Source organism: Blastococcus aurantiacus, from assembly GCF_900102425.1.
In the GTDB taxonomy this organism is placed as follows: Bacteria; Actinomycetota; Actinomycetes; order Mycobacteriales; family Geodermatophilaceae; genus Blastococcus; species Blastococcus aurantiacus.
Genome location: NZ_FNBT01000010.1, coordinates 113,422 through 136,169, shown reverse-complemented (window position 1 = coordinate 136,169; position 22,748 = coordinate 113,422). Strand labels below are relative to the sequence as shown.

General features: G+C 71.5%; 22 protein-coding genes. 6 read left to right on the top strand and 16 right to left on the bottom strand.

Going from position 1 to position 22,748, the window contains the following annotated elements:
- Positions 1–23 precede the first annotated feature (23 nt).
- From BLS70_RS18805 to BLS70_RS18775, 7 genes are all read right to left on the bottom strand, one after another.
- Complete coding sequence (locus tag BLS70_RS18805) at positions 24–1,193, bottom strand: M23 family metallopeptidase (RefSeq protein ID WP_091771063.1); 1,170 nt, start codon at positions 1,191–1,193, stop codon at positions 24–26.
- The gene (locus BLS70_RS18800) at positions 1,190–2,698 is read right to left on the bottom strand and encodes a putative type IV secretion/conjugal transfer ATPase (protein ID WP_091771061.1); all 1,509 of its coding nucleotides are present in this window, start codon (positions 2,696–2,698) and stop codon (positions 1,190–1,192) included. Before BLS70_RS18800 ends, BLS70_RS18805 begins: the two co-directional genes overlap by 4 nt.
- Positions 2,695–4,209 carry an SCO6880 family protein gene (locus tag BLS70_RS18795; protein WP_091771059.1) on the bottom strand — a complete coding sequence of 505 codons (1,515 nt, stop codon included), beginning with the start codon at positions 4,207–4,209 and terminating at the stop codon, positions 2,695–2,697. The genes BLS70_RS18800 and BLS70_RS18795 overlap by 4 nt, the downstream gene beginning before the upstream one ends.
- Entirely contained in the window at positions 4,206–5,786 is a 1,581-nt protein-coding gene (locus BLS70_RS18790) for a hypothetical protein (RefSeq protein WP_255362587.1), read from the bottom strand. Before BLS70_RS18790 ends, BLS70_RS18795 begins: the two co-directional genes overlap by 4 nt.
- A gap of 34 nt (positions 5,787–5,820) precedes the next feature.
- Positions 5,821–6,360, bottom strand: a complete 540-nt coding sequence (locus BLS70_RS18785; protein WP_255362579.1) for a hypothetical protein — start codon at positions 6,358–6,360, stop codon at positions 5,821–5,823.
- Between the two features lie 275 nt (positions 6,361–6,635).
- Positions 6,636–6,995, bottom strand: a complete 360-nt coding sequence (locus BLS70_RS18780; protein WP_255362578.1) for a hypothetical protein — start codon at positions 6,993–6,995, stop codon at positions 6,636–6,638.
- 23 nt (positions 6,996–7,018) lie between these two features.
- Positions 7,019–7,897: a hypothetical protein gene (locus BLS70_RS18775; RefSeq protein ID WP_091771053.1), complete on the bottom strand. Its 879-nt coding sequence runs from the start codon at positions 7,895–7,897 to the stop codon at positions 7,019–7,021.
- 589 nt (positions 7,898–8,486) lie between these two features.
- Here BLS70_RS18775 and BLS70_RS18770 point away from each other — a divergent pair.
- Genes BLS70_RS18770 through BLS70_RS18745 form a run of 6 tightly spaced genes read left to right on the top strand, consistent with a single transcriptional unit; the run spans position 8,487 to position 13,740 of the window.
- Positions 8,487–8,753, top strand: coding sequence for a metal-sensitive transcriptional regulator (locus BLS70_RS18770; protein WP_218122501.1), 267 nt, complete (start codon positions 8,487–8,489; stop codon positions 8,751–8,753).
- 17 nt (positions 8,754–8,770) lie between these two features.
- Positions 8,771–9,076, top strand: coding sequence for a rhodanese-like domain-containing protein (locus BLS70_RS18765; protein WP_091771049.1), 306 nt, complete (start codon positions 8,771–8,773; stop codon positions 9,074–9,076).
- 59 nt (positions 9,077–9,135) lie between these two features.
- Positions 9,136–10,515, top strand: coding sequence for an MBL fold metallo-hydrolase (locus BLS70_RS18760; RefSeq protein ID WP_091771047.1), 1,380 nt, complete (start codon positions 9,136–9,138; stop codon positions 10,513–10,515).
- Between the two features lie 43 nt (positions 10,516–10,558).
- On the top strand, positions 10,559–12,718 hold the full coding sequence (locus BLS70_RS18755; protein WP_091771045.1) for an MMPL family transporter: 2,160 nt from the start codon (positions 10,559–10,561) through the stop codon (positions 12,716–12,718).
- Positions 12,719–12,767: 49 nt separating this feature from the next.
- The gene (locus BLS70_RS20925; protein WP_091771043.1) at positions 12,768–12,935 is read left to right on the top strand and encodes a DUF8730 family Cys-rich protein; all 168 of its coding nucleotides are present in this window, start codon (positions 12,768–12,770) and stop codon (positions 12,933–12,935) included.
- A gap of 28 nt (positions 12,936–12,963) precedes the next feature.
- Positions 12,964–13,740, top strand: coding sequence for a sulfite exporter TauE/SafE family protein (locus BLS70_RS18745; RefSeq protein ID WP_091771041.1), 777 nt, complete (start codon positions 12,964–12,966; stop codon positions 13,738–13,740).
- Positions 13,741–13,928: 188 nt separating this feature from the next.
- Here the strand turns inward: BLS70_RS18745 and BLS70_RS18740 are convergent, their stop codons facing one another.
- The 9 genes from BLS70_RS18740 to BLS70_RS18700 form a co-directional block, all read right to left on the bottom strand.
- A complete protein-coding gene (locus tag BLS70_RS18740) occupies positions 13,929–17,156 on the bottom strand; it encodes a LysM peptidoglycan-binding domain-containing protein (RefSeq protein WP_091771039.1) in 3,228 nt (1,075 codons plus the stop codon).
- A complete protein-coding gene (locus BLS70_RS18735; RefSeq protein WP_091771037.1) occupies positions 17,153–17,599 on the bottom strand; it encodes a Tad domain-containing protein in 447 nt (148 codons plus the stop codon). Before BLS70_RS18735 ends, BLS70_RS18740 begins: the two co-directional genes overlap by 4 nt.
- Positions 17,596–18,021 (bottom strand): TadE/TadG family type IV pilus assembly protein, encoded by a 426-nt coding sequence (locus BLS70_RS18730; protein WP_091771035.1) that lies wholly within the window; start codon positions 18,019–18,021, stop codon positions 17,596–17,598. Before BLS70_RS18730 ends, BLS70_RS18735 begins: the two co-directional genes overlap by 4 nt.
- A complete protein-coding gene (locus tag BLS70_RS18725) occupies positions 18,018–18,362 on the bottom strand; it encodes a TadE family protein (protein WP_091771033.1) in 345 nt (114 codons plus the stop codon). Before BLS70_RS18725 ends, BLS70_RS18730 begins: the two co-directional genes overlap by 4 nt.
- Before the next feature lie 124 nt (positions 18,363–18,486).
- Complete coding sequence (locus BLS70_RS18720) at positions 18,487–18,684, bottom strand: hypothetical protein (protein WP_091771031.1); 198 nt, start codon at positions 18,682–18,684, stop codon at positions 18,487–18,489.
- Positions 18,685–18,714: 30 nt separating this feature from the next.
- Entirely contained in the window at positions 18,715–19,626 is a 912-nt protein-coding gene (locus BLS70_RS18715) for a type II secretion system F family protein (RefSeq protein ID WP_091771029.1), read from the bottom strand.
- Positions 19,623–20,528, bottom strand: coding sequence for a type II secretion system F family protein (locus tag BLS70_RS18710; protein ID WP_091771027.1), 906 nt, complete (start codon positions 20,526–20,528; stop codon positions 19,623–19,625). The genes BLS70_RS18715 and BLS70_RS18710 overlap by 4 nt, the downstream gene beginning before the upstream one ends.
- Positions 20,525–21,874, bottom strand: coding sequence for a TadA family conjugal transfer-associated ATPase (locus tag BLS70_RS18705; RefSeq protein ID WP_255362577.1), 1,350 nt, complete (start codon positions 21,872–21,874; stop codon positions 20,525–20,527). The genes BLS70_RS18710 and BLS70_RS18705 overlap by 4 nt, the downstream gene beginning before the upstream one ends.
- Before the next feature lie 64 nt (positions 21,875–21,938).
- On the bottom strand, positions 21,939–22,742 hold the full coding sequence (locus tag BLS70_RS18700) for a CpaE/TadZ family protein (RefSeq protein WP_091771023.1): 804 nt from the start codon (positions 22,740–22,742) through the stop codon (positions 21,939–21,941).
- Positions 22,743–22,748: the final 6 nt, after the last annotated feature.

Here is a 22,748-nt window from a genome sequence, read left to right as displayed (position 1 = left end):
TTCGCCTTTCGTGCTCGGGGAGCTCATCCGGGGTGGGGTGTCTGCAGGTCGACGCCGTGGCCGGCCAACCACGGCACCGGGTCAACCGCGGCGCCATCGGTGCGGACCTCGAAGTGCAGGTGGACGCCGGTGCTGTTGCCGGTGGAGCCCTGGAAGCCGATCAGCGTCCCGGCCAGAACCTGCTGCCCGGCAATGACGGTGTAGCCGGAGAGGTGCGCGTAGCGGGTCGTCACACCGGCGCTGTGGTCGAGTTCGATGAGGTTGCCGTAGCCGGCCAGACTCAGGCTGCCGTCGCGGTCGCAGTAGGCGCTGGTGCAGGCGGCGGTCAGCACAGTGCCTTCAGCAGCGGCGTAGACGGGGCTGCCGCGGGGACCAGCGATGTCGACACCGGCGTGCAGGGCGCCTTGGCGAGACCCGTAGCCGGAGGTGACTGTGCCGGTGGTGGGCCGTATCCACGACCCAGCTGCCACGGGCAGCCCAGGGCAGACGCCGGGCGCCGCGCCGGCTGGCCCGGCCGCGGTGGACTGGGCGGCCGGCCACAGCATGCCCGTCAGCTCACGGGCCAGCGGCCCCCACTGTGCGTATGCGCCGCCTGCCGCCGAGATCTGCACGGCCTGGGCGGCCTGGGTGAGCGGGACGTTTTGCCACTCCGGAACCTCGACGAGCCGGGTGAAGAATGCCTCGGCGGCGTAGACCGGGTCCATCAGCTGGGCGACGGTGCCCCAGCCGGCGATCCAGCGTTGCTGGAAGGTGTTGACGCTGTCGTGATCGGAGCCGAGCCCGTCGTGCGGGTAGGTCAAACTGGTCGCGGTCACCGCCGCCTGCTCTGCGGTCAGTCGCGGGCTACTGCCGTCGTTGGCCAGCATTCGGATCCGCGACTCCTGATACGCGGTGGCCAGCGCCACGGTGGCCGCGTACGGGTCGAGCTCTTGTGCCGCGGCGACGGTGACGATGGTCTGCGCCGCACCCATCTGGACGGCATCCAGCTCGATGCCGGCGACGGTGGCGCCAGTGCCACCGATCGAGCAAGCCGACGAGGCGCTCTCGGTCCGAGCCTCGGGGGCCGCGATGAGCGCCAGCGGGATGAGGAGCAGGGTCAGCGCGACGAACAGCGGGACGGCGGCGGGTGCAACGGCCTTCCACAGCCATCTCCTCGCGTACGCCCGTGCGATGGACTCTGCTGTGCCCCTCATGCCGGCCGTCCGGCGGTGAGGGCTTCGTTGGTGAAGGTCAGCCGCAGTTCGGGCTCGGTGAGGACCGTCTGAACCTTGAACGCCCGGTCGCCGACCAGCCACAGGGCTCGTCCCTTGCCGGCGATCGCCCAGCTCGTGACGACGCGTTGGGCGATAGGAGCCAGGCCGAGCAAGGTGCCGAGCTCATCGCCGACCGCCTGGTCCTGGCCGTGGAGCACTTTGCAGTCGCACAGGTGCAGCAGGTCGCGGGCGATCGCCACGGCCTGAGATGAGGCGTCGCCAGCGGTGAGCATGTCGGAGGGCTTGTGAGCCAGCAGGATCTGCACGTCGGCGTCGCGGCGGGACAGCCGCAGGTTGGCGTCGAGGCTCTTCATCGCCTCGGCACCCAGGCGCATCTGCCGCCAGGTCTCGTCGCGGATGACGATGCGCAGGTCCCCGGGTTCGGCGATCTCCCGCATCGCCTGCCCCCACGAGTTCAGGCAGGTCAGCGCGATACCGACGGCCTCGTCCCCCAGCGGCTCCAGCCGGGACAATGACAGCGACTGGATGGGTGCGCGCCAGTCGACCTCGATCGACGTGTGGTCGTCGAACAGCCCGGCCAGCGAGCCCTTGACCAGGCTGCCGAGTGCGTCCCGCAGGGCGCGCGTGGCATCGAGGAAGTGCCGGCGGTCGGCGTAGCGGCAGCAGGCGACGAGCTCGTCCGGGGGCTCATCCAGTGCCTGCCACAGCTGCGGGATGGTGATCTCCGTGAGGCGGGTGGCGCCGCTGCGGTAGCCGGTGAGCAGCCGCAGCGCCTCTCCGACCGCCGTCTCCTCGGTCGGGCCGAACGGCACGTGCTGGGAGCCGACCAGGCCGCGGATCAGCACGATCCACCGGGCGAACATGATGGCCTCACGGCGGCGTGCCTCAGCGGCGTCGAGCCGGTCCCAGCCGTGCCCGAGCGGGCCGAAGGCCAGCGGGTTGACCCGCGCCGACAGTCCGTGGCCGATGACGAACGGCTCCACGCCCAGCGCTCGGCACAGCGGCTCGTACTCGTCCTTGGTGTCACCCAGGACGAGAGTGCGGTAGCCGTAGCCGAGCATCCGCAGAGCAAAGGCTTTGACCGTCGCCGACTTGCCGCGGCCGGGCTTGCCGAAGACGACGACGTTGGGGTTGGTGACCGGGATGTCGTCGTCGGTGACCCAGCCGACCGGGTCGCAGTAGAACGCTCCGCCCGACAGCAGATCGATGCCCATCTGCGCTCCAGTGGGTGGCAGTCCACTGCTGGCGATCAGGGGCCACACCACTGGTGTCTGCTCCGATGTCATCCGCCACACCGACAGCGGCGCCGGTGTCGCAGCGCGGCCCCGGCCGCGGCCGCGCGGGCCGCGGCGGGGCACCAACGCCGTGAACGGCCCGCGCTCCCGCACCGCCGTCGGTGTGTCAGGTGCGGCGGGCAGTCGGTGGCCGAAGTCGTCAAGCAGGACGGCGATGTCCCGGCCCTCGCGGTGAATGCGGCGGTTCATCGTCGGCCCCTGCGGTCGGGCAGCCCCACGCCGAGCGGGATGGCGGCTGCGGCAAAGCCGGAGTCCTGTGCCAGGTCCAGCCGCAGAGGTACGTAACCGGCGGCACGGATCGAGGCGTCCAGTCGGCGGCCGTGCTCGTCCACCGGCCAGGTGGCGGGCACGGTGACGCAGGCCGCGACGGCCGGGCGGACCAGCGCTCGCCCGGCGGCCAGCTTCTCGTCGGCGGCGCCGATCCGCTCTGCATCTCTTCGCTGCCGGGCCCGTTGGCGGAAGCCCATGCGGGCGCGGAGTTCGTTGCCCGTGGTGGCGCTCATCTCCTCCCGGCCGACCAGCCGGGTGGCCCGGTGCAGCGGCAGCGGGGCGAGGAACACCGTCAGGCAGCGCCGCTCCCCTGCCGTCGCGGGCACCAGCACAGGGGCCAGTGCGCCGAGCACTGCCCCGGAGTCGGGCAGCAGGATGGTGTCGGTGACCGATGCCCACGCGTCGTGCACGTAGTGCCGTACCCCGGCCCGGGCCTGGGTGGGTCCGGCTGCGGCCATCGGCACCCCGGTTGCCAGCTGGGCGCCGTCGTCGGCAGCGAGGTCGGCGGCGATCAGTTCGCCGCGGTCGCCGGGGGCGAAGCCGGTGCGCACCACGGCGGCCAGCGCGGCCGAGTCCAACCAAGTCACCGTGGTGCAGCCAACCGGGCCGCGCAGTGCGCTCTCGACCTCGGCCATCACGCCGTGCAAAACCCGGGCGCGGCCGTCCACCCCGCCGCCGGACTCCTTCGCAGCCCGGCTGATCCGTACCTCGCCGACGACGACGGTCACAAAGGCCTCCGTGCGCACCGCAGCCGGGGTGAGGGTGGCACCCAACAGCGCGTTCACCCGGACGGCCAGAGGCGAAGAGTCCGTGCGGGTGTGGGCTCGTTCCCAGGCGGCACGCTCGGCGCCGTCGTCGGGCACGGTGCGGACCTGCAGGGCGAGGACGTCGACCAGTTCGGTGCGCGCGGCGAGCTCGCACAGCTCCGCCAGCCCGGCACCCATCCGGTCTCGCTCGTCCGGCTCGGCCAGTCCTATCCCAGGATGGGCGATCTGGGCCACCGCCGCCCAGGTCCTCGCCGCGCAGTCCTGCACGATCACCGGGCGGGTGAACAGCTGGCCGTAGGGCGGCCCATCGTGGGTGCGGATGGCGGCCAGCACCCCCGGCAGGTCCGCCGCGGACAAGTCCTCGGCCGTCCCTGACGCGGCTCGAGCGCCGAACACCGTCCAGCCCATCGCTCCTCCGATCGCGTACAGACAGAGATCGCCGAACCAGCGGCCGGCCGCGCGGCCCCGGATGGGGACCAGCAGCACGGCGGCCAGCAGCGCCCACACCGGAAGCCAAAGCACGAACAGCCCCCATGCCTGCGCGTTCAGGGCCAACAGCGCCGGAACGCCGGCGAGAGTGACCAGGGCCAGCTGGGCACCGGTCATGCCGAGGAACCAGCCCGAGACGTCGCGGGAGTAGTCGCCGTAGCGAACGGCGTTCATCGGGCGTCGTCCTGACTTGGGCCGGTCGGGCCGCTCTCACCGGGTCGGTCAGGTGCCAAACCGTCGAGGCGTTCGGCGGGCCAGTGCGCAGAAGGGCCACCTCCGGGGTACTGAGCGTGCCCGTTCTCGGTCGTCCCGCCCGGGCCAGGCTGCCCGGGTCCGCCGTCATCGGGACCGGGCCCTCGGCCGTGCTCGCCGGGGGGCACCGTCCCTCCGGGGTGGCCGTTGCCGCGCGCAGGTACCCGGGCGGGCAGCGGCGGCCCGTAGTAAGGGTGTGCGTGTCCGACTCCGGCGCCCGACAGCACGTCTGCCGCCGAAGCCGCCACGCCCGCTGCCAGCCGCCCCGCCCCTGAGGTGCCGGTGCTCAGCGCACGCAGCGCGCCGGCAAATCTGCCCTGCGTCGCGGTGTCGGCGGTCGACTCCCCCTGCGCCCGGTCCCCGGCCATTCGGACGGCCGCCCCCGAGGCGGCCACCCCACCGGATGCGCCACCCGCCGCCGCGGTGGCCACGGCCGCTCGCCCGCCACCGGCCTTCTGCAGCGCGCCCATGACTCCGCCGGAGGCGGCCAGCGAGGAACGCAGAGCCGCTCCGCTGGAGGTGCCGGGATCGACGAACGCCAGCAGCCGGAACAGTGCCAGCGGGCAGATCGCACCGAGCAGGATCAGGAGGCAACCGACCACGGCCAGGCCGACCGCGGCCTCGGTGCTCGTCTCCTCGGCACCGGTAATGACGCCCTCCGTGATGGTCACACCGACACCGAGAACCAGGACCGCGACCGGGGAGACGAGCAGCGCCGCGAGGAACCAGCGCAGGCTCCGCCAGAACCAGGCGCTCGAGGTCTGTGCCAGCAGGCCACCGGCTGAGATCGCCGATGTCGCCGCCAGCACGATCAGCGCTGCTTCGCGGACCAGCATCAGAAGCAGGTAGCCCACGCTTGCGGGCACCAGCAGAAAGACCGATGAGACGCCGAGCACCGTGGCGACCGTGCCGTCGACCAGGTCACGGCTCACGCTGATCGACGGGTCGAAGGAGGCCATGTTCTCGATGTCCAGCAGGCTGCGCAGCAGCGCGGTGGTCAGCCCGGAGACGCCAGTGACCAGCAGCGCCGCCACGCCGACGTAGCCGGCCCAAACCAGACCGAACTGCAGCAGGCCGATCAACAGGCGGCCGAGCGTCTGCCCGTCTCGGCGCACAGCCGCAACGCCCAGCTGGACCAGCGCCATGAGCGCCGCCACGGTGGCACCGATGCCGAAGGTCACCGGATAGACCCCCGCCAACGGACCGCCGGCGGACAAGTCAGGGGTGGCCAGGGCATCGACCACGGAGAAAGCCAGGCTCAGCATCCACAAGCCGGCGTCCCACAGTGCCAACATGGCGTCGGTCCACACATCGGCGACGACAGCACCGGCTGCCTCGCCGACCACGCAGAACGGGTTGATCGGCAGACACGGCAGAGCGTTGAACCCTGCCGCCGGAGCCGCGGGAAACGCCACCGCCGTTTGGTCGGCCGAGGCCGGAGCAGCCATCACCAGCCACGCCACCGCCGCGAGCGCCAGGACGACAACCAGTCCGCGCACGCGCGGCCACCAGCGGCGTCGCCCGAGTCGGACCCTAGGCATCGCGCAGATCCCGCCAACCAACGGCGATCGCTGCGTCAGTGCCTGGCCAGGCTGCCGCCGCGGGGGCCGGTTCGGCTCCCGCCCCAATACGCCAACGGCCTCCGGTCCAAGCCATGCGCTGGCAGTCGGCGATGGCGATTCGCGAGGTCTGCTCCACCGTGACGGTGAACTCGAAGTTCACGCACACCACTGCGAACTCCGGGCCGCTCATCCCTTTGACGAGTCCCATCACCGGGCGGACGACGATCGCGAGCTGAGGGGAGCCGGCACCGGACAGGCCGGCCGCCGACAACAGGCTCGCCATTCCGTCGACGCCGGTCCACGACTCGGAAGTGGGTCCACCTGGAAGGGCCCACTCGGCGATCACCTGACGCACGCCGTCCATCGAGCCGGACTGCATCGCCGTCACGTCGATCGCCGCGAGTTGCGCCAGTGCCCCCTCCGGCGTGCGAGGGAAGCCGGTGGGCACGTCGGCCGGACCGACGGCGGTGGCTCGCGGCACCTCGATGACCGCCGCGACCTGGTTCGACACCGGGCCGGGCAGAGCCGCCTCCGGGGCGGCGCTTGGCATGGGAGCGGCGGCGAGGGCGTCTCCTTCCGTGACGGCTGCAGACGACGTTGTCCTCGAGTCGGGCTGAGCCTGTGGCCGCGTCGGATCGTCGCCTCTCAGGGCTCCGACCAGCGTGAACACAAGCCCGGCCAGCACGAGTAGTCCCGCCACCGCGCAGGCGGCCAGGACCGAGAGCAACTTTCTGGGACTCCACGCCGGCGGAACTCCGCCAACCTGGATCTCTCTCCGGCCGCGCATCAGGTGCACCCGCTGCCGGTGATCGAATCTAGGATCACGAGGATGACCGTGTAGGTGATGGCCACCATCACGACCACCGCGACGCCCATCGCCCCGTACCGGGAAGCGTGGGGGTGGGAGAAGATCCGGCCGACCAGGATGGACCCCAGCGAAATGACGGCGCCGATCCCGATCAGCGCCAGCACGCCCCACTTCACCCAGGCGGTCACGTCGTCGGCAAAAGTCTGCATCCCGGGTGGCGCCTCCGGGCAGACCGCCGCCGTCAGGTCCACCGGTGCAGCTGTTGCAGGCCCCGCGCTCAGCCAAACCAGCCCGCAGACAGCAAGCGCGACGATCGAGGCAGCCCGCAGTGCCGCCACTGCGGTTCCGCGACACCGAAGCGTCATCGGGTCTCCCCCGCCGCTTCCGTCTGCGGCGAGGCCGCCCGACGGCGCTGCTCAGCGCGCGACGTCGCGGGCGCCAGCAGGACGGCCAGCGAGCGGCCGGCCGCCGCTACCGCCGCGGGCAACCGATCACCGGTGAGGCCCGAAACTTCCAGCCGCCGGTCAATCGGTACCCGTACGACGCGACCGAGCGCCCGCAGTTCAGCCAGCCGTGGTCCGCAGCTCGCCTCGACCGCCCTGGGCCAGCGCGCCGGCCCCACTGCCGCCACTACCGCTTCGTTGCCGACGGCGGTCAATGCGCGTTCGGTCTGCCGAACTGCCGGGACCGTCACCCGGGTCACCACGACCACCTGCTCGCCGAGCAAGATCACCTGGTTCGAGCAGGCTTGCAGCAGCGCTGTGGTTAGCGCCCATCCGGCGTCGACAACCAGTCGCCGTGCCCCTCCGTCGAGCTCTGGCGGGGACGGCAGTCCTCCGTCGGTTCGGTGTCGAGCGAGACGGGAGAGGTCGAGGCGTCCACGACGGCCGCGCCACCAGAATGCGCCCTCCGAACCCAGCTCGATGCTCGCCGCCGCCGCCAACCCCGACCAGATGGGCTCGCCGAAGTCGAGCAGGTGCACCCGACCGCTGTCCGTCAGCGCCTCGGCGACCGCCAGGGCGACGGTGGATGCGCCCGCTCCACCGTGAGCGGCCAGCACCAACGCGACAGACCCTCCCGCGGTACCGTCCAACCAGGGACGGTGGACGCCAACCTCCCGGTCAACTCCGTCAACGACCACGGCTCTCGACGCCTCCGCGACGATGTCCGTTGCTTCGATATCGTCAAAGACGCCAGCGCGAATCGCGACGACGGCCGCACGCATCGCCTCGATTGTCATCGACCGCGTCACTCCTGGAGGAACGAAGCCAACGCCCCCGCGCCCGGGCCCATTGATCGAACTGGATGCGGCTTCGTTCGCCGGCGACACTTGCCTGAACTTCATGCCGCCGACTGTGTTGAACGACCCCCGGTCGCTCTCCAGTAATCAACCCGCAAGCTGGCCGCTGCCCGTTTGATCAGTCTCGATTGCGAGAGAGTCGGCGGACCGGCCCCTGATTCGAGTACTGGTGCCTTACTGGAGGTTCTCGCTCCCCGGAGGTGCCGCTTATGGCTCACCCGTGAGTGCGGGATGCTGGAATCGGCAGCGCGCCTTCGGCCAACTCGGCCATCGGATGGCTTGCTGATGGCGCGTGATCGTCTGCGCCCCAGACGACGACTGCGTCCGTCGAGTCCCGGCGCCAGTCGAGGCACCGAAGGAGGCGCCGCTACCGCCGCTCACGGGCCCGCCGGGGGCGGCCCCAGATCCGCCGTCTCCATCCCGCGAGGGGCGGGGGCCCGGGTCGCCGAAGTGACCAAACCTCGCCCTTGTCGTGGTCCCGCTGCGTTGACTGGTGATACATACCCCCGGGGGTATGTATCCTGAGATCGTGGACATCCCCCAGGGCGAACTCGCCGACGTCGTCAAGCGGCTCAAGCGCATCGAAGGTCAGATCGGCGGCATCGTCCGCATGATCGAGGACGGCAGGGACTGCTCGGCCGTCGTCACCCAGCTCGCCGCCGCCTCCAAGGCGCTGAGCAAGGCCGGCTTCGCCGTCGTCTCCACCGGGATGCGCTACTGCTCGACCAACGAGGACGGCGAGACGCGCGACGTCGACTTGCGCGAGCTCGAGCGCCTGTTCCTCTCCCTCGCCTGACCCCTCCTGGAGTTGTCATGAACCCGCAGATCCCGCAGCTCACCCCCGCCCAGGCCGCCGACCGCACCGAGGCCGTCCTGCTCGACGTCCGCGAGGCGAGCGAGCTGGCCGACGGCCGGATCGCCGGCAGCACGCACATCCCGCTGGGCCAGTTGTCCGCCCGCGCCTTCGAGCTCGATCGCAGCCGTCCGGTCATCACCGTGTGCCGCAGTGGTGGGCGCAGCTCGCAGGCCGCCCAGTTCCTCGCGGGCCAGGGCTACGACGTGGCCGACCTCGACGGCGGCATGACGCAGTGGCTCGCCGAAGGTCGCCCCACCGTCTGACGACAGCCATCCATTTGTCTCGCAGATACCCCTGCCCCGTACCGTACCTAGGAGCACCTATGCAGATCGACATCATCGAGACCACCGGCCTCGGCGACCGCAGCTACCTGATCAGCGAGGACGGCGTCGGTGTGGTCGTCGACCCGCAGCGCGACATCGACCGCGTGCTGGCGCTCGCCGAAAAGCGGGCCGTCCACATCGCGCTCGTCGTGGAGACCCACCTGCACAACGACTACCTCACCGGCGGGCTGGAGCTCGCCACCACCGTTGGCGCGGACTACGTCGTCCCCGCCGGCGACACGGTCGAGTACGAGCGGGTGCCCGCCGGTGACGGCGACGTGCTCGAGGCCGGATCGATGCGACTGCGCGTGCTGCACACCCCCGGGCACACCCACCACCACGTCAGCTACGTGCTCGCCGACGCCGACCGGAACGTGCAGGCCGTGTTCACCGGCGGCTCCATGCTCTACGGCTCCACCGGCCGCACCGACCTGGTCGGCCCCGAGCACACCGACGAGCTCACCCACGCCCAGTACCACTCCGTGCGCCGGCTGGCCGACGAGCTCCCGGACGGCACCCCGGTCTTCCCCACGCACGGCTTCGGCAGCTTCTGCTCCGCCACCCCGACCAGCGGCGACTCCTCCACCGTCGGCGAGCAGGTCGCCGTCAACCCGGCCCTCACCCAGGACGAGCAGACCTTCGTCGACCAGCTCATCGCCGGGCTGACCGTCATCCCGGCCTGGTACAGCCACATGGGCCCCGGCAACGCCGTCGGCCCGACGCCCGTGGACCTATCCATGCCGCGGCCGGTGGACCCCACGGAGCTGGCCGAGCGGCTGGCGGCCGGCGAGTGGGTGATCGACCTGCGCAGCCGGACGGCCTTCGCGGCCGGTCACCTGCCCGGCGCGCTGAACTTCGAGCTGGCCCTCGCCAACTTCGTCACCTACGTCGGCTGGCTGGTTCCCTTCGGCGCGCCGATCACCCTGATCGGGGAAACCGAGGAGCAGGTCGCCGACGCCCGCCGCGAGCTGGTCCGCATCGGCATCGACCGGCTCGCCGGCGCCGCGGTCGGCAGCCCCGAGGCCCTGGCCGCCGGCCGGGAGCTGAGCTCCTACCCGGTCAGCGACTTCACCGGACTGGCCGCGGCGATGGCCGCCGACCCCGACCTGGTGGTGCTCGACGCCCGGCGCGCCGACGAGCGCGCCGGAGGCGGGGTGCGCGGCTCCCGGCACGTCCCGATCCACGACCTGCCCGGCAGCATCGATGAGGTCCCCGACGGAAACGTCTGGGTGTACTGCGGCTCCGGCTATCGCGCTGCGATCGCGGCCTCGCTGCTCACCCGCGCAGGCCGCCGCCCGGTGCTGGTGAACGGCGGCTACGGCGACCCCGATTCCGGCGCGGCTGCCGCCGGTCTGCACGACGACTCCGCCACCAGCTGACCGCCCGGCCACATCACCGCCCCTCGACGAAAGCGACCGACCAGTGAGCACGACGGCTCCCAGCCGCCATCCAGAGCCCGACTCCACTCTCTTCCGCCCCGGCCCGCTCGGCCGGTTGGGGGTCTGGGTCACCGCACACGCCCGGACGACGACCGTCGTCTGGCTGCTGCTGATCGTCGGCCTCGGCTTCTTCGCGCCCCGCGTCGAGTCCGCGCTGTCCGGCGCCGGCTGGCAGGCCGACGGCTCGGAGTCCGTGGCGGTCCGCGAGCTCGCGGTCGACCACTTCGGGGGCAACGCCAGCTCCGCCATCCAGGTGGTCGTGCAGCGCTCCGACGGGCCGGTCACGGAGGGTGCCGGAGCCGACGTCCTCGCACGGGCCACCGATCTGCTCGCCGGCGACGAACGGATCGGCACGGTGGTCCAGCCACAGCCCGGTGCGACCCTCAGCCCGGACGGCACCACCGCCGTCCTGCTCGCCGGCGCGGGCGCCGACACCAACGAGATGGTCCGGGTCGCCGACGACCTCAAGGCGCCCCTGCAGGCGCTGTCCACCGGAACGGTGGAGGTCAACCCCACCGGGGCGTCCCTGCTGTGGTCGGACTTCAACGAGGCCAACCTCGACGCGATGCTCAAGTCGGAGATGCTGTCCTGGCCGGTGACCCTCGGCATCCTCGTGCTGGCCTTCGGCGCGCTGGTCGCAGCCGGCCTGCCACTGCTCCTCACCCTGGCCGGCCTGGTCGCCTCAGCGGGGTCTCTGGTCCTCATCAACGAACTCGTCCCGGTCTCCATCTGGGCCATGAACTTCGCGATGATGTTCGCCCTCGCACTCGGCATCGACTACGCGCTCTTCCTGGTGGTGCGCTACCGGGCGGCCCGGATGGGCGGGGGCGCGTCCCCGGTCCGCGCGATCGCCGAGACCATGGACACCGCCGGTAAGGCTGTGCTGCTCTCGGGCGCCACGGTGCTCGTCTCGCTGACAGCGGTGATGCTGGTGCCCTCACCGTCGTTCCGGTCGATGGCCGGCGGCATCATGCTCGCCGTCGTCTTCGTCCTCGCCGCCACCCTCACGCTGCTCCCCCTGGTCCTCCACAAGCTCGACCTGAAGATCAACCGAATCGCGCTGCCCTGGGCACGCGCAGGCGAGCACCGCTCCGCACGCTTCGCCGCGTGGGGGGAACGGCTGTGGAAGCGCCCACTCGCCTACGGCATCGGCTCGCTGCTCGTCCTGCTCGCCCTCGCCGCCCCCATCGTCGGCCTGAAGACGGCGATGCCGTCGATCAAGGTTCTCCCCGAGGACGCCAGCGCGCGGATCGGATACGACCAGGTGCAGGAGGCGTTCGGCGAGGGCGCGCCGGGCACGCTGCAGATCGTCGTCGACACTGCCGACGCCCCGGCCGCCGGCGCCGTCCTCGCCGGGGACCCCGCTGTTGCCGGCGTTCTGCCGGCGATGCCCGCCCCCGACGGCGCCGAGCCAGCGATGATCCAGGCGGTCCCGACGATGGACCCGTCGGACCCGGCGCTGTCCACGCTCGTGGACCGGCTGCGCGCGGACCTGCCCGACTCCGCCCTTGTCGGCGGCGCACCGGTGGAGAACCTCGACCTCAAGTCCCAGTTGGACGAGTCCACACCCCTGGTGATCGGGGTCGTGCTGGTGCTGGGCTTCCTGCTGCTGCTCATCGCACTGCAGGCGCCGCTGATCTCGCTCCTGGGCACGCTGGCCAGCCTGCTCTCCACCGCGGCCGCGTTCGGCGTCGCCCGCCTGATCTTCCAGGAGGGCTTCGGCGCCGGCTTCTTCGGCTTCGAGAGCCAGGGCTTCCTCGACGCCTGGGCACCGGTGTTCTTCTTCGCGATGATCTTCGCGATCGCGATGGACTACACGGTCTTCCTGCTCGCCAGCGCCAAGGAGCACTACGAGCGTTCCGGCGACCCGCGCGAGGCGATGATCGGCGCACTTGCCTCCTCCGGCCGGGTCATCTTCGCCGCCGGCGCGGTCATGGTCGCGGTGTTCTTCACCTTCGCCCTGTCCGGGCCGCTGCCGCCCAAGGAGATGGGGATCATCCTCGGCGTCGCGGTCCTGCTCGACGCATTCCTCGTCCGCCTCGTACTGCTGCCCGTGCTGCTCCGGCTCACCGGCGCGGCCGCCTGGTGGAGCCCGGCGTGGCTCACCCGGATCCTGCCGAACATCCGCTTCGCGCACGACTGACCCGATGGCCGTACGGCCACCGCCACCACCGACCACGAGGAGATCCACCATGTGCCGAGCAGTCCCCTGCAGCACCTGCGGCAAGACCACGTGGACCGGCTGCGGCCAGCACGTCGACCAGGTCATGGCCCGCGTCCCCAGCGCCCAGCAGTGCCCGGGCCACCCCCGCCCCGAGCGGTCCGGCAGCTGGCTGGGCAAGCTGCTCGGCCGCCGCTGATGCCACCCGCCACCGCGCCGGCAGCCCGATGATCGCCCTGTCGATCGGCAGCGGCCTGGTCATCGGCGCCCTCGTCGGGTTGCTGGGCGGGGGTGGCTCGATCCTGGCGGTGCCGGCGCTGGTCTACCTGGCCGGGCAGGATCTGCAGCAGGCGGTCGCCACGTCGCTGCTGGTGGTCGGCGTCACCTCGGTCGTCGCGGTCCTGCCCCGGCTGCGAGAGCGCCAGATCAATTGGCGGATCGGGCTGCTGTTCGGCGCGGCAGGCGCGGCCACCGCCTTCACGGGGGCTGCGGTGAACCGGGTGCTGCCCGATGAGCTGACCCTGGCGCTGTTCGCCGTCCTGATGGTCGTGGCCGGTGTCCGGATGCTGCAGGAGAAGCCGGCCACCGGCACCGCCTGTGCCATCGACGGCGGACGGGTGAACTGGCGCCGCTGCCTGCCACGGACGCTGGCCGGCGGTCTCGTGGTCGGGTTCCTCACCGGTCTGCTCGGCGTCGGCGGCGGGTTCCTCATCATCCCGGTGCTGGTCCTGGCCTTGGGCCTGCCGATGCCCACCGCGATCGGCACGTCCCTGGTCATCGTGTCCCTCAACTCGGCGGCAGGCTTCGCCGCGCACGCCGGAGAAATGACCCTCGACGTGCCGGTCACTGTCGCCTTCACCGCCGCAGCCGTCGTGTCCGCCCTCGCCGCAGGACGACTCGGAGCAACCCTCGATACCAACTGGCTACGCCGCTGGTTCGCCTGGCTGGTCCTCGTCGTCGCCGGCGTCATCGCGGTTCAGGTCACCGTCGACTTGCTCACCTGACCGGCGGGGTCTTCTCGAAGCTTGTGCCCATGCAAGGCGTCACCCACCAAGCTGGGCGGGTTATGAAGCGGACCGATGGTCTGCGGGAGACCGCCGGATTGAGGTGGCGAAAGTCGCACGCCAGTCCGCACCGCCGGCAACGGATTGAGGGCGGCGGGTCGCGCCGCCGTTCAGTATTCGAGCAAGTATCACGAGGCCCGGCCAAGGTAGTGCCGGCGGGCGCGGTTGATGGTCTCGGCGGTGCTCATGGGTAGATCCATTTCGTCATCGCCGTCGTGGACGTCGACGATGCGGGCGACGTAGGTCTCGGCTTCGGCGCGGTTGCCCTCGCGATAGGCGACCCACATCGCGTCCAGCAGAACGTTCTCGTCGTCGGGGGCGACAAGCAGCGCAGTGGCGACGGCTGTGCGGGCTGCGTCGAGGTCGTCGTCGGCCAGTGCTGTCGTGACGACCAGGTGGGCGACGTCGCAAATGGCGGCCGTGAGCGTGAGTTCCAGACCGCCCAGCCATTCGTACCCGGTGGGGCGTTGAGCGAACGGCGGGCCAGAAACCAGCTCCAAAGCGGACAGCAGATCGGGCATGCCGTCGTCGCCGCGCACACTGGCGCGTGCGCGCAGCTCGCGGAACAGGTCGGCGTCGACCATGACGTTGGTCAGGGTGTACCGGCCGCGGTGGCCGGAGCTGAGGTGCTTGTGACCGGTCGAGGGATCGGTGCCGAGCCAAGCGCGGGCGCCGGCGGTGATCCGGTGCACATAGGCGCGCGAGCTGACCGGGTCGGTCTTGCCGCCCCGGGCGGGCTGCAGGGCGGTGGCCGCTTCCTCCACGGTGGCGCCATGCGGGCGGGTGGCCAGGTAGGCCACGACTTCCTCGTAGCGACGGCGCAGTCCCGACTTGATGACAGCGGCCTCGTCGCCGTGCGCGCGGAGGGTGACCGGCCCGAACAACGTCAGCCGGGGCCGCCGACAGCCGGGGTCCCACCAGTCGGCGAGGTCACGGTCGAGTTGCTCGAGATCGTCCTCTATCCGCTTGCGCAAGCCGGCCGCCACGGCCCGGTCGACGGTTACAACCCCCTCCGTCCGAACGACGGTGCCGGTAAATGTGGAGGCCCCGGCCACGTGCGGCAGAGTCGCGTGGGTGGGTTCCACGGCCTGTGGCCGCTGTTGACGCGGCCGCGGCGGGGAGCTCGTCTCTTGAGGCTCAGTCGATCGGCCCACGCCGGCGTCGCTACGCAAGGCGCCGGCGGCGTCCGTGTGGGCCTGCCAGGTCCGGTCGCCCTCGGCGGCGGGCATAGGTTCGTCATCGGTGTCGCGCTCGAAGGCCAGCAGCGTGGCTATGTCGCGCGCCTGCTGGGCGGTCAGCTGCGGTGCCAGGACCTGCAAGTCCAGTGCGGGCACGAGCAGCGAGCCGTCCACGGTGAGCGTGAGCGCCCAGCCGCCCGTTCCCTGCGTCGAGTCGGTGCCGAGCACCGCTGCCAGGGTGCCGCGCTCCCGGCGATCCCGTAAGGCGGCGGTGAGACCGTCCTGCTCCCCAGCGGCCTTCGGCGGGTGTGGGACGAGAACGATGTGCGGCATCCACCCGTCCCCGGCCACCGCGCGCAGGCGGGCGTTCAGCACGTCCTCGGGGCGGCGCCCCGTGGCCTCGCGCAGATCGTCCTCAAGCCGAGAATCGGCGAGGTCGGCGACCGAGTGGACCCGGTCGGGGGCCAGGTCGACGAGTTCCTCGCCGAAGCCGACGGTGGTGACGGTGAGCAGGTCCGACCAGTTGTTGACCGCCAGCTCGGCGGCCAGGTGCCGGGCGAAGTCTTCGAGGCGGTCAGCCGGTCCACTGATGTACAGCTCACGCACGCGTTCGAGGTCCAGCAGCCAGCGCCATCCCCGGGCGCTGCCGATCGTGACCAGCGTCGGAAAGGGGGCCAGGCGGCCACGAGCCGTTCCGCCGTGCACGCCGGCGTCCGCGTGGAGCTGCCGAGACCACCAGTGGCCGGTGTCGTCGCTGGTCCATGGTGAGGGCGGGGGTTGATCGGCGGGGACGTACAGCCGTAGCTCCAGGCGGTTGTTGTCCAGTCGGGCGGCGACGATGTCTGGCAGCTGTCCCTCGGGGTCCCCCGAGATCAGCACGGCGAGTTCTCGCAGGGCGCGATCGAGTGCGACGTAGTCGGCCTGGCCCGAAGAGGCAGCTGACGTCACGGCCATCTGCGTGTCGGACAACTCCCGCGGAAGGGGTGCAAGTCTGCGGCCGGGACGGCGGCGGCGCAGGCGCTGACGACGATGAGCGAGCCAAGCCGTGCCAAGGCCAGCCGCGAGCAACGCCCCGCTGCCGGCGAGGACGGCTGCGAGCTCCGACGGTGACTGGTCCTCGTCGGCGTCATCGCCATCGGCTGCCGATTCCTCCGCTTCCTGGGACGGGCTCTCCGGTGACGCCGGAGACGGCACCGGCGAGGGGTCGGCGGGGGCGGTGGGGGGCCCCTCCGGCCGCGGCGCCGACGGCGATCCCTCCTCGCCTGGTGGCTCGGGATCGACCGGCGGTAGCGGGGCGGGGGCTGACGGACCCTCGGCTGGTACGTCGAGAAGCTGTCCGGGTCGAATCAGGTCAGGGTCGGTGAACCGGCCGCCGCCCGGCAGTAGTTCGCCGGCATTCACGTCGAAAATCGGCTTCCAGCTGCTCAGTCCGTGCTGCTCGGCGATGTCCGCGAGGGTGTCGCCGGGTTGCACCATCAGCTCACTGGCGGTCGACCTTGCCTCGCGGAGTGTGGCGTCGGGCGGGAGGGCGAGAACCCAGCCGGGCCGGATCAGCCCTGGGTCGGTGAGCATCCCCCTATCGGGCTGGAGCCGACCCCGGTTGAGGTCGAGGATCTCTTCGAAGCGCGTCCAGTCGCCCAAGTACCGAGCGGCGATGCGGCCCAAGGTGTCGCGCCGCTGCACGGTGTAGGTCGGCCCCGTCGCCGCGGGCGCGGTCGGCGAGGTCTCATGTACGGGCTCGGGCACCGACGGCAGCTCTGGGAATGGCTGCTCGGCGACCACGGGCGGACCGGCATGCGCCGGGGCGGCAAGCAGCGGTGCGCCGCCGATGCCGACGACGGCGGCCACGAGCAGCCCTGCCAGCTGCTGCGGCGATCCCATACCGGGCAATCTGATGGGGGGTATGCCGCCGATCTGGGCGGCGAGCTCGACGGCGACGGAAAGTGCGAAGACTGCCCACGCGGCCCAGCCGATGATTACGAGCAGACCCAGGAAGACGGCGCCGGTATCCGGTCCGCTGAGCGCCGCGGTGGTCTGCGCCCACGACGGGAGTTCGTCGGGCAGGTAGGTGCCGCCGAGTCGCCACAGTGCGGTCGGTACGCCGGCGACCGCTGACACCAGCACGAGGATGGCCAGTGATCGAACCCGAAAGTCGGAGGTTCGCAGTGAGTTGGTCATGGGCCCGCTCCCCCGTTCTGGCCGGCGACGGTGATCAGGTCAGCGGTGCCCGAGCCCTCAACAGTCAGGGACGAGATGCCGACCAGGCCTAGGAAGGAGGTGGGCTCGGTGATCGTCGTGGTCACCTGCAGTGTGTCGCCGTCCACGAGGGTCACCAGCCCCTCGACGCCATTCCGATCGAGGTAGCCCTGCGCCGCGGCCATCGCCGCCGCCGAGTCGACCTGCACAGTCCCGGTGAGGGCTGCGGAGATGTCGAGCGCTTGGCCGCCGGCGCGGGCGGCCTCGTCTGCAATTGCGTTGGCCCGCTGGGTGGCGGCAACTTTGGCGCCGCCGTCGACAGCCAATCCGATGATCAGCAGTAGCCCGGGAACAAGGACCGCGAGGAAGCTGCTGATCGAGCCGCGCTCGGAGGCCGGCTCATAAAGCCGCTGTCGGAGGTTCATCGTTCGCGGTAGGCGTCGACGGGACTGGTGAACTCGCCCTGCACAGTGACCGTTCCGGGTAAGCCCGGGGCCAGCACGTCGGCCATGCCGACGACGCAGGTGATGGTGACGGTCACGTCGCCGGGCTGCCCGGGCGCTGCCTGGAACCCGACGGTGTCAACGTCGACGGTGATGCTCTGGCAGCGCAGGTTCTGCGCGGCCAACGTCTCCTGTGCCAGTGCAACGGCCGAGGCGGTCGCCGTGGCGGCATCGCGAGCAAGGGAGGCCTCCCGGGCGGCGGCGCGGGCGGCTTCCTCGACGGCCCCCTCGGCCACCTGGGTTCGTCCTGCGACGACGGCGAAAGACAAGAGCAGGAGCAGCGCCGGCGCCAGCAGCGCCAGCTCGACCGACACCGAACCGCGCTCTCCCATCTGGACGCTCATGGGGTCGCCCGTTCCACCGGGCCGACGGCTGTCTGGGTCACTGACCAACCGGACAGGCCGGGGAAAAGACTGAGCGACGTACCGGTCACGGTGACCTCGATGCTGGGCGGCGAGCCGGTGACCGCGACGTCTCGGCCGGTCAGCAGGTCCTGTGCGGCCTGGTCGAGAAAGCCATCGGCCGCAGACTGGGCACGGTCGGTGGATGCGGGCTGCACCCGCCCTTCGCGGGCGCCTTCCTGCGCCGCCCCCAGAGCGATCGAGCGCGCGTAGAACCACAGCGCCCCCTGGATCAGGGTCATGATCAGCAGCAGCACCACGGGAAAGGCGACTGCCAGTTCCACTGACGCCGCGCCGCGCTCTCGGGACAGCCGCCGCGACGCCGTGCCCTCGGCTCCGCCGCGACGGGCAGGGCCTCGGGGCGGCGGTGTGGGACCGCGTGGGCGGACTGGACGGGCCATGAGTCAGCTATTGGATCTGGGCGGAGCGGGAAGTGACCGCGTTGGCGATCACCACCACCAGGGCGACGGCGATGCCGATCAGGGCGACCGTGATGATCACCTGCTCGACCGACAGAGAGCCACGCTCCGGCTCGTCGCGGGCTGCACGGAGCCGGTCGCGCAGCACTGCGCCCAGGACTGTCAGAGTGCTGATCAGCTGCATCATCGGTCTTCTCTCCAACTGGTGGGCGTTCGGTCAGCTGGCCATGAGTCGGGCCAGGGCGGGATAGAGGAACAGCAGCAAAAAGGCGATCGACAGCAGGGCAACCGGGGCGGTCAGCTTTTCGCTGGCCGTGTTGGCTGTCGCCTCATCCTCGGCCAACAACTGCACGCGCAGTGACTGCGCGCGCGCCCGCAGCGTCGGGGCGATGGAGGCGCCCTCTTGTGCGGCGACCGCCGCGATGTCGGCGACGTCGGTCAGCTCACCGACGCCGGTGTCCGCGGCCAGTCGCCGCAGCCCGTCCCACGGTGGCTGGCCGGCCAGCCGCGCGGCGACAAGTGCTTCGGTGATCCGCCGGAACACCCAGCCGTTGCCCAGCGCGGCGGCCCGCTCCAGGGCAATGGTCGGGCCCTCACTGGCGTCGCGGCGCAGGCTGACCAGATCCAGGTAGGAACAGACAGCACGACGCATCTGACCCCGCGCCTCGGCAGCCTGATCCCGGACGACGAGATCGACGACGAAGAAGAGGACTAAGGCCAGTGCCAGGGACCCTGCTACCGGCACCACTACGGGCAACCGGAGGCCCGCCAGGCCGAGGACGGCGGTGAGCAACGGCACGAAGACCGCGCCGAAGGCAGCCAACCCGACCTTGCGGGCGGCGTATCCCTCTGGCGTCCAGCCGATCAGCGCCAGCGCCTGACCTGGCACCCGCAGCCCGGCGCCGCTCAGCCTGACACCAATCCATACCCCCGCGCGCCCGGCCACTCGCGCCCATTGGTCGCCCGCCGCCTGCTGCGCGACCGGCGTGTGCACTGCGCGCCCATCCAGACGAGCCAGTGCCTCGGACAGCTGCGGCTGCTCGACCACCAGTACCGCTCGCAGCAGCAGAAACCCGCCGAGCCCGGCGAGCGCCCCCGAGCCAACCAGCATCACCTGAGTGCCACTCATCGAACCGGCACCTCTTCCGGTTCGAGCTCCGCACGCCGGCCGCCCTCCCGATCAATCAGGAAGCGTGGACTTGGTGCCGGCACGGTGAGCCGGCGCATCCACAGCAGACAGCCCACGATCAGCGCGGAGATGACTGCTAAGACCAGCTGCCCGATGCCGGTGCCGTAGGGAGCCAGGTAGTCGCCGTTGAGTGCGGCCAACCCCGAGGCGGCGATGGTGATCAGCAGCAGCCAGCGGGCATTGGCCCGGGGCTTGGCGCGGTCGGCCTCGACCTTGCGGAGCATGGTGACCTCTTCGCTGAGGCTGTGCGCCAACTCGGTCAGCACCCGTGCCAGCCCCGGCCCGCGCAACTCCGCGCCGAGCAGCAACGCTGCGACGACGAGGTCGCCGGTGGCGTCATCGAGGTCGTCGGCGAACGCCAACAGCGCCCGCGACGTCGGCCAACGCGCCTGCAGCCGAGACGCCAGCGTGGCCACGTCCGCCTCGATCGGCCCCGGCGCTGTGCCAGCCGACCGGATCAGGGTCTGTTCCAGGCCCCCGCCAGCGGCGAGCACGTCGGAGGTCCGCCGCACCCACTCCTGTAGCGCCTCCAGCCGTTCCACCGCGTCGTTTCCGGCGGAGAACTGCGCCAACAGCCATGGCACACCGACCACCGCCAGGCCGGCCAGCAGGCCGCCGACCGGCCACCCGGAGGCCAGCCACACCACGACGGCCGCCACTCCACTGGCCACCCATACCGCCGGTTGCCGCCGCGTCGCGCGGTCGGCTGGAGCTGTCGGACGGAGCCTGCGGCGCCGCGGCCGGGCCGGTGCCGATTGGCTGGTGAGCGCGTGCACGGCCAGCAGAAAGCCCCCGATCAGGAGCGCCCCACACACGCCGGCCAGCAGGGCCGCGCCGGTCACCGTCTTCCTCCGACCGCGGCGGCCCAGTGCCCGCCGCGACCAGGGCGCAGCCAGTCGGGGTCGAACCCGACCCGGACGTAGTCGGCCAGGGCCACCGGGTCGTGGTCAGGCACGGCCCGGCCGTCCGGGCCGGGAACGAACACGTCGGTAACAGCCGGGCGCCCGCCCTCGCCCACACCGTTGCATTCGACGACTTGGCTGACGAACCGGTGGCGCTCTCCGCCGATCCACCGTTCGTCGACGGTGGTGATGTGGACGACCAGATCGATCGCCGACGCGCATGACCGGTATGCGTGCTCGGGGCTCACAGCAGCGCGTCCGCGCATGCACAGGTTGGCCAGCCGCTCGAAGGCGTGGTGGGCCGAGCGGGCGTGCAGGGTGCAGCACGAGCCGCCCTCGCCGGCCTCCATGACCTCGATCAGCGGCCAGGCCTCGTCGCCGCGAACCTCTCCCAGCCACACCCGGCTGACGTTCATCACCAGCGCGTGCTCGACCAGCTCGGTCAGCGTCACCTCGCCGAGCCGACGGCCGTCCGAACCACGTTCGCCGGTGCCCTCCCGGGCCTCGAACGGCACCACCCGCGGATGCCTGTCGGGCAGCTCGTGGAGCAGCAGCTCGAAGTGCTTCTCGATCGTGGCCAGGTTCTCTTCGACCGGCAGTTCGTTGGCCAGCCCGCGTAGCAGCAGCGTCTTGCCGGCGCCCTGCCCCCCGGTGACCACGATGTTCTTGCGGGCCCGCACCGCCGCCCGCAGGAACTCTGCCAGCGGCTGGTCGATCGCCCGCAGCTCCACCAGGTCGTCGAGGTCGACGTTGCGTATCCGGTGCCGGCGGATCACCAGCTGCGGGCGTGGCACGGTTTCGATCACCGCGGCCAACCGCGACCCGTCGGGCAGCCGCATGGTCAGCAGGGGGCTGGCGGTGGTCAGCGTGCGCTCCGCACGACCCAGCCGGGCGGCGATGTGCTGCAACTGCCGCACCAGGTCCTCGTCGGAGTCCGCGATCGGCGCGACCCGGACATCCCGGCCGTCGGCGTAGCCGATCCAGACGTTGTCGTGTCCGTGGGCCTCGATGTTCTCCACGAGCGGGTTGTCCACGTAGGGCTGCAGTCGGCCGAGCCCGAACTGGGCGGCGAACACGGCCTCTGTGATCGCCCGCTCCTCGGCCGCCGAGGGCACCGCTGGCCCCGCGTGCATCCGCTCGCGGACGAGCTCGTCGATCCCGTCTTGGATCAACGTGCGAGCCAGCTCCTGCTGTGCTGCCGGACTCAGCGACGGACGGCGTTTGAGCTCTCCGGCCAGCCCGGACGCCGTCACCTCGTGCAGCCGCCGCACCAGCGCCCAGTCCACCGGAACCGGTGAGTCGTCGGGACTCCGAGACGCCGCTCCGCCCCGAAGACCGTCGGTGGTGAGATCAGCGGACACCGCTACCTCCAGCGGGGGCCGGCGACGCAGACGCCGGCATCGCTGGCGGCGTCATCCGGAGTTCGTGGGCCGCGGCGGACTCGAGCAATCGGGCACCAACGGTTCGGGCGGCCCGCAGCAGCGCGGATTGAGCGAACAGTCGGCCGGCCGGTGCGCCGTCGCTGAGCACCGCCGCCGCCTTTCCATCGCGCGGCAGTGAACCGACGACCGGTACGCCGAGCGCATCGCTGATCTCCCGCTCGCCGTACGGCTCCCCCGGCCCGACCACCAGCGTGGCCTGCATACCGGGGCCGCCGTCCCGCTCTCGCAGCTCCGTGAGCGCGTGTGTCGCCGCGCGCACGGCGCGCAGCGTTGAGCCGGTGACCAGCACCACGGCGGCAGCCCGATGTGCCACCGGACTCGGAAAGTACTCGGCGCGCAGCCGCCCGCAGTCGGCCAGCACGTCGACGGTGCCGCCGTCCATCGTCGTCAGCAGGGTGGCGAGGCGGTCCCAGTCCACGTGTCGTGCGCCAGCGGGATCAGCCAGGCCCGGCAGGAGTCGCGTGTGGCCCTCGGCGTCGAGGTGGAGTAGCTGGGCGTCCAGTTCCCGAGCGAGCCCGCCGCGGCGCGCCGCGAGCACCAGATCGGCCAGCCCGCCGGCGGACAACTCGCCTCGGCCGTAGCCCGCCAGCACGTCGCCGCCGGCCGGGTCCAACTCGGCCAGCACCACCGGTCGCGGCCAGGTCAGCGCCAGGGCCAGCCCGCTGGTGGTCACCCCGGGGGCGCCCTTGGCTGAGCACAGCGCGATCAACACGGCAGC

Excerpts from the sequence above, each read along its gene's own strand:
- BLS70_RS18805 (WP_091771063.1), bottom strand. The coding sequence starts at position 1,193 with ATGAGGGGCACAGCAGAGTCCATCGCACGGGCGTACGCGAGGAGATGG.
- BLS70_RS18800 (WP_091771061.1), bottom strand. The coding sequence starts at position 2,698 with ATGAACCGCCGCATTCACCGCGAGGGCCGGGACATCGCCGTCCTGCTT.
- BLS70_RS18795 (WP_091771059.1), bottom strand. The coding sequence starts at position 4,209 with ATGAACGCCGTTCGCTACGGCGACTACTCCCGCGACGTCTCGGGCTGG.
- BLS70_RS18775 (WP_091771053.1), bottom strand. The coding sequence starts at position 7,897 with ATGACAATCGAGGCGATGCGTGCGGCCGTCGTCGCGATTCGCGCTGGC.
- BLS70_RS18765 (WP_091771049.1), top strand. The coding sequence starts at position 8,771 with ATGAACCCGCAGATCCCGCAGCTCACCCCCGCCCAGGCCGCCGACCGC.
- BLS70_RS18760 (WP_091771047.1), top strand. The coding sequence starts at position 9,136 with ATGCAGATCGACATCATCGAGACCACCGGCCTCGGCGACCGCAGCTAC.
- BLS70_RS20925 (WP_091771043.1), top strand. The coding sequence starts at position 12,768 with ATGTGCCGAGCAGTCCCCTGCAGCACCTGCGGCAAGACCACGTGGACC.
- BLS70_RS18745 (WP_091771041.1), top strand. The coding sequence starts at position 12,964 with ATGATCGCCCTGTCGATCGGCAGCGGCCTGGTCATCGGCGCCCTCGTC.
- BLS70_RS18740 (WP_091771039.1), bottom strand. The coding sequence starts at position 17,156 with ATGACCAACTCACTGCGAACCTCCGACTTTCGGGTTCGATCACTGGCC.
- BLS70_RS18735 (WP_091771037.1), bottom strand. The coding sequence starts at position 17,599 with ATGAACCTCCGACAGCGGCTTTATGAGCCGGCCTCCGAGCGCGGCTCG.
- BLS70_RS18730 (WP_091771035.1), bottom strand. The coding sequence starts at position 18,021 with ATGAGCGTCCAGATGGGAGAGCGCGGTTCGGTGTCGGTCGAGCTGGCG.
- BLS70_RS18720 (WP_091771031.1), bottom strand. The coding sequence starts at position 18,684 with ATGATGCAGCTGATCAGCACTCTGACAGTCCTGGGCGCAGTGCTGCGC.
- BLS70_RS18715 (WP_091771029.1), bottom strand. The coding sequence starts at position 19,626 with ATGAGTGGCACTCAGGTGATGCTGGTTGGCTCGGGGGCGCTCGCCGGG.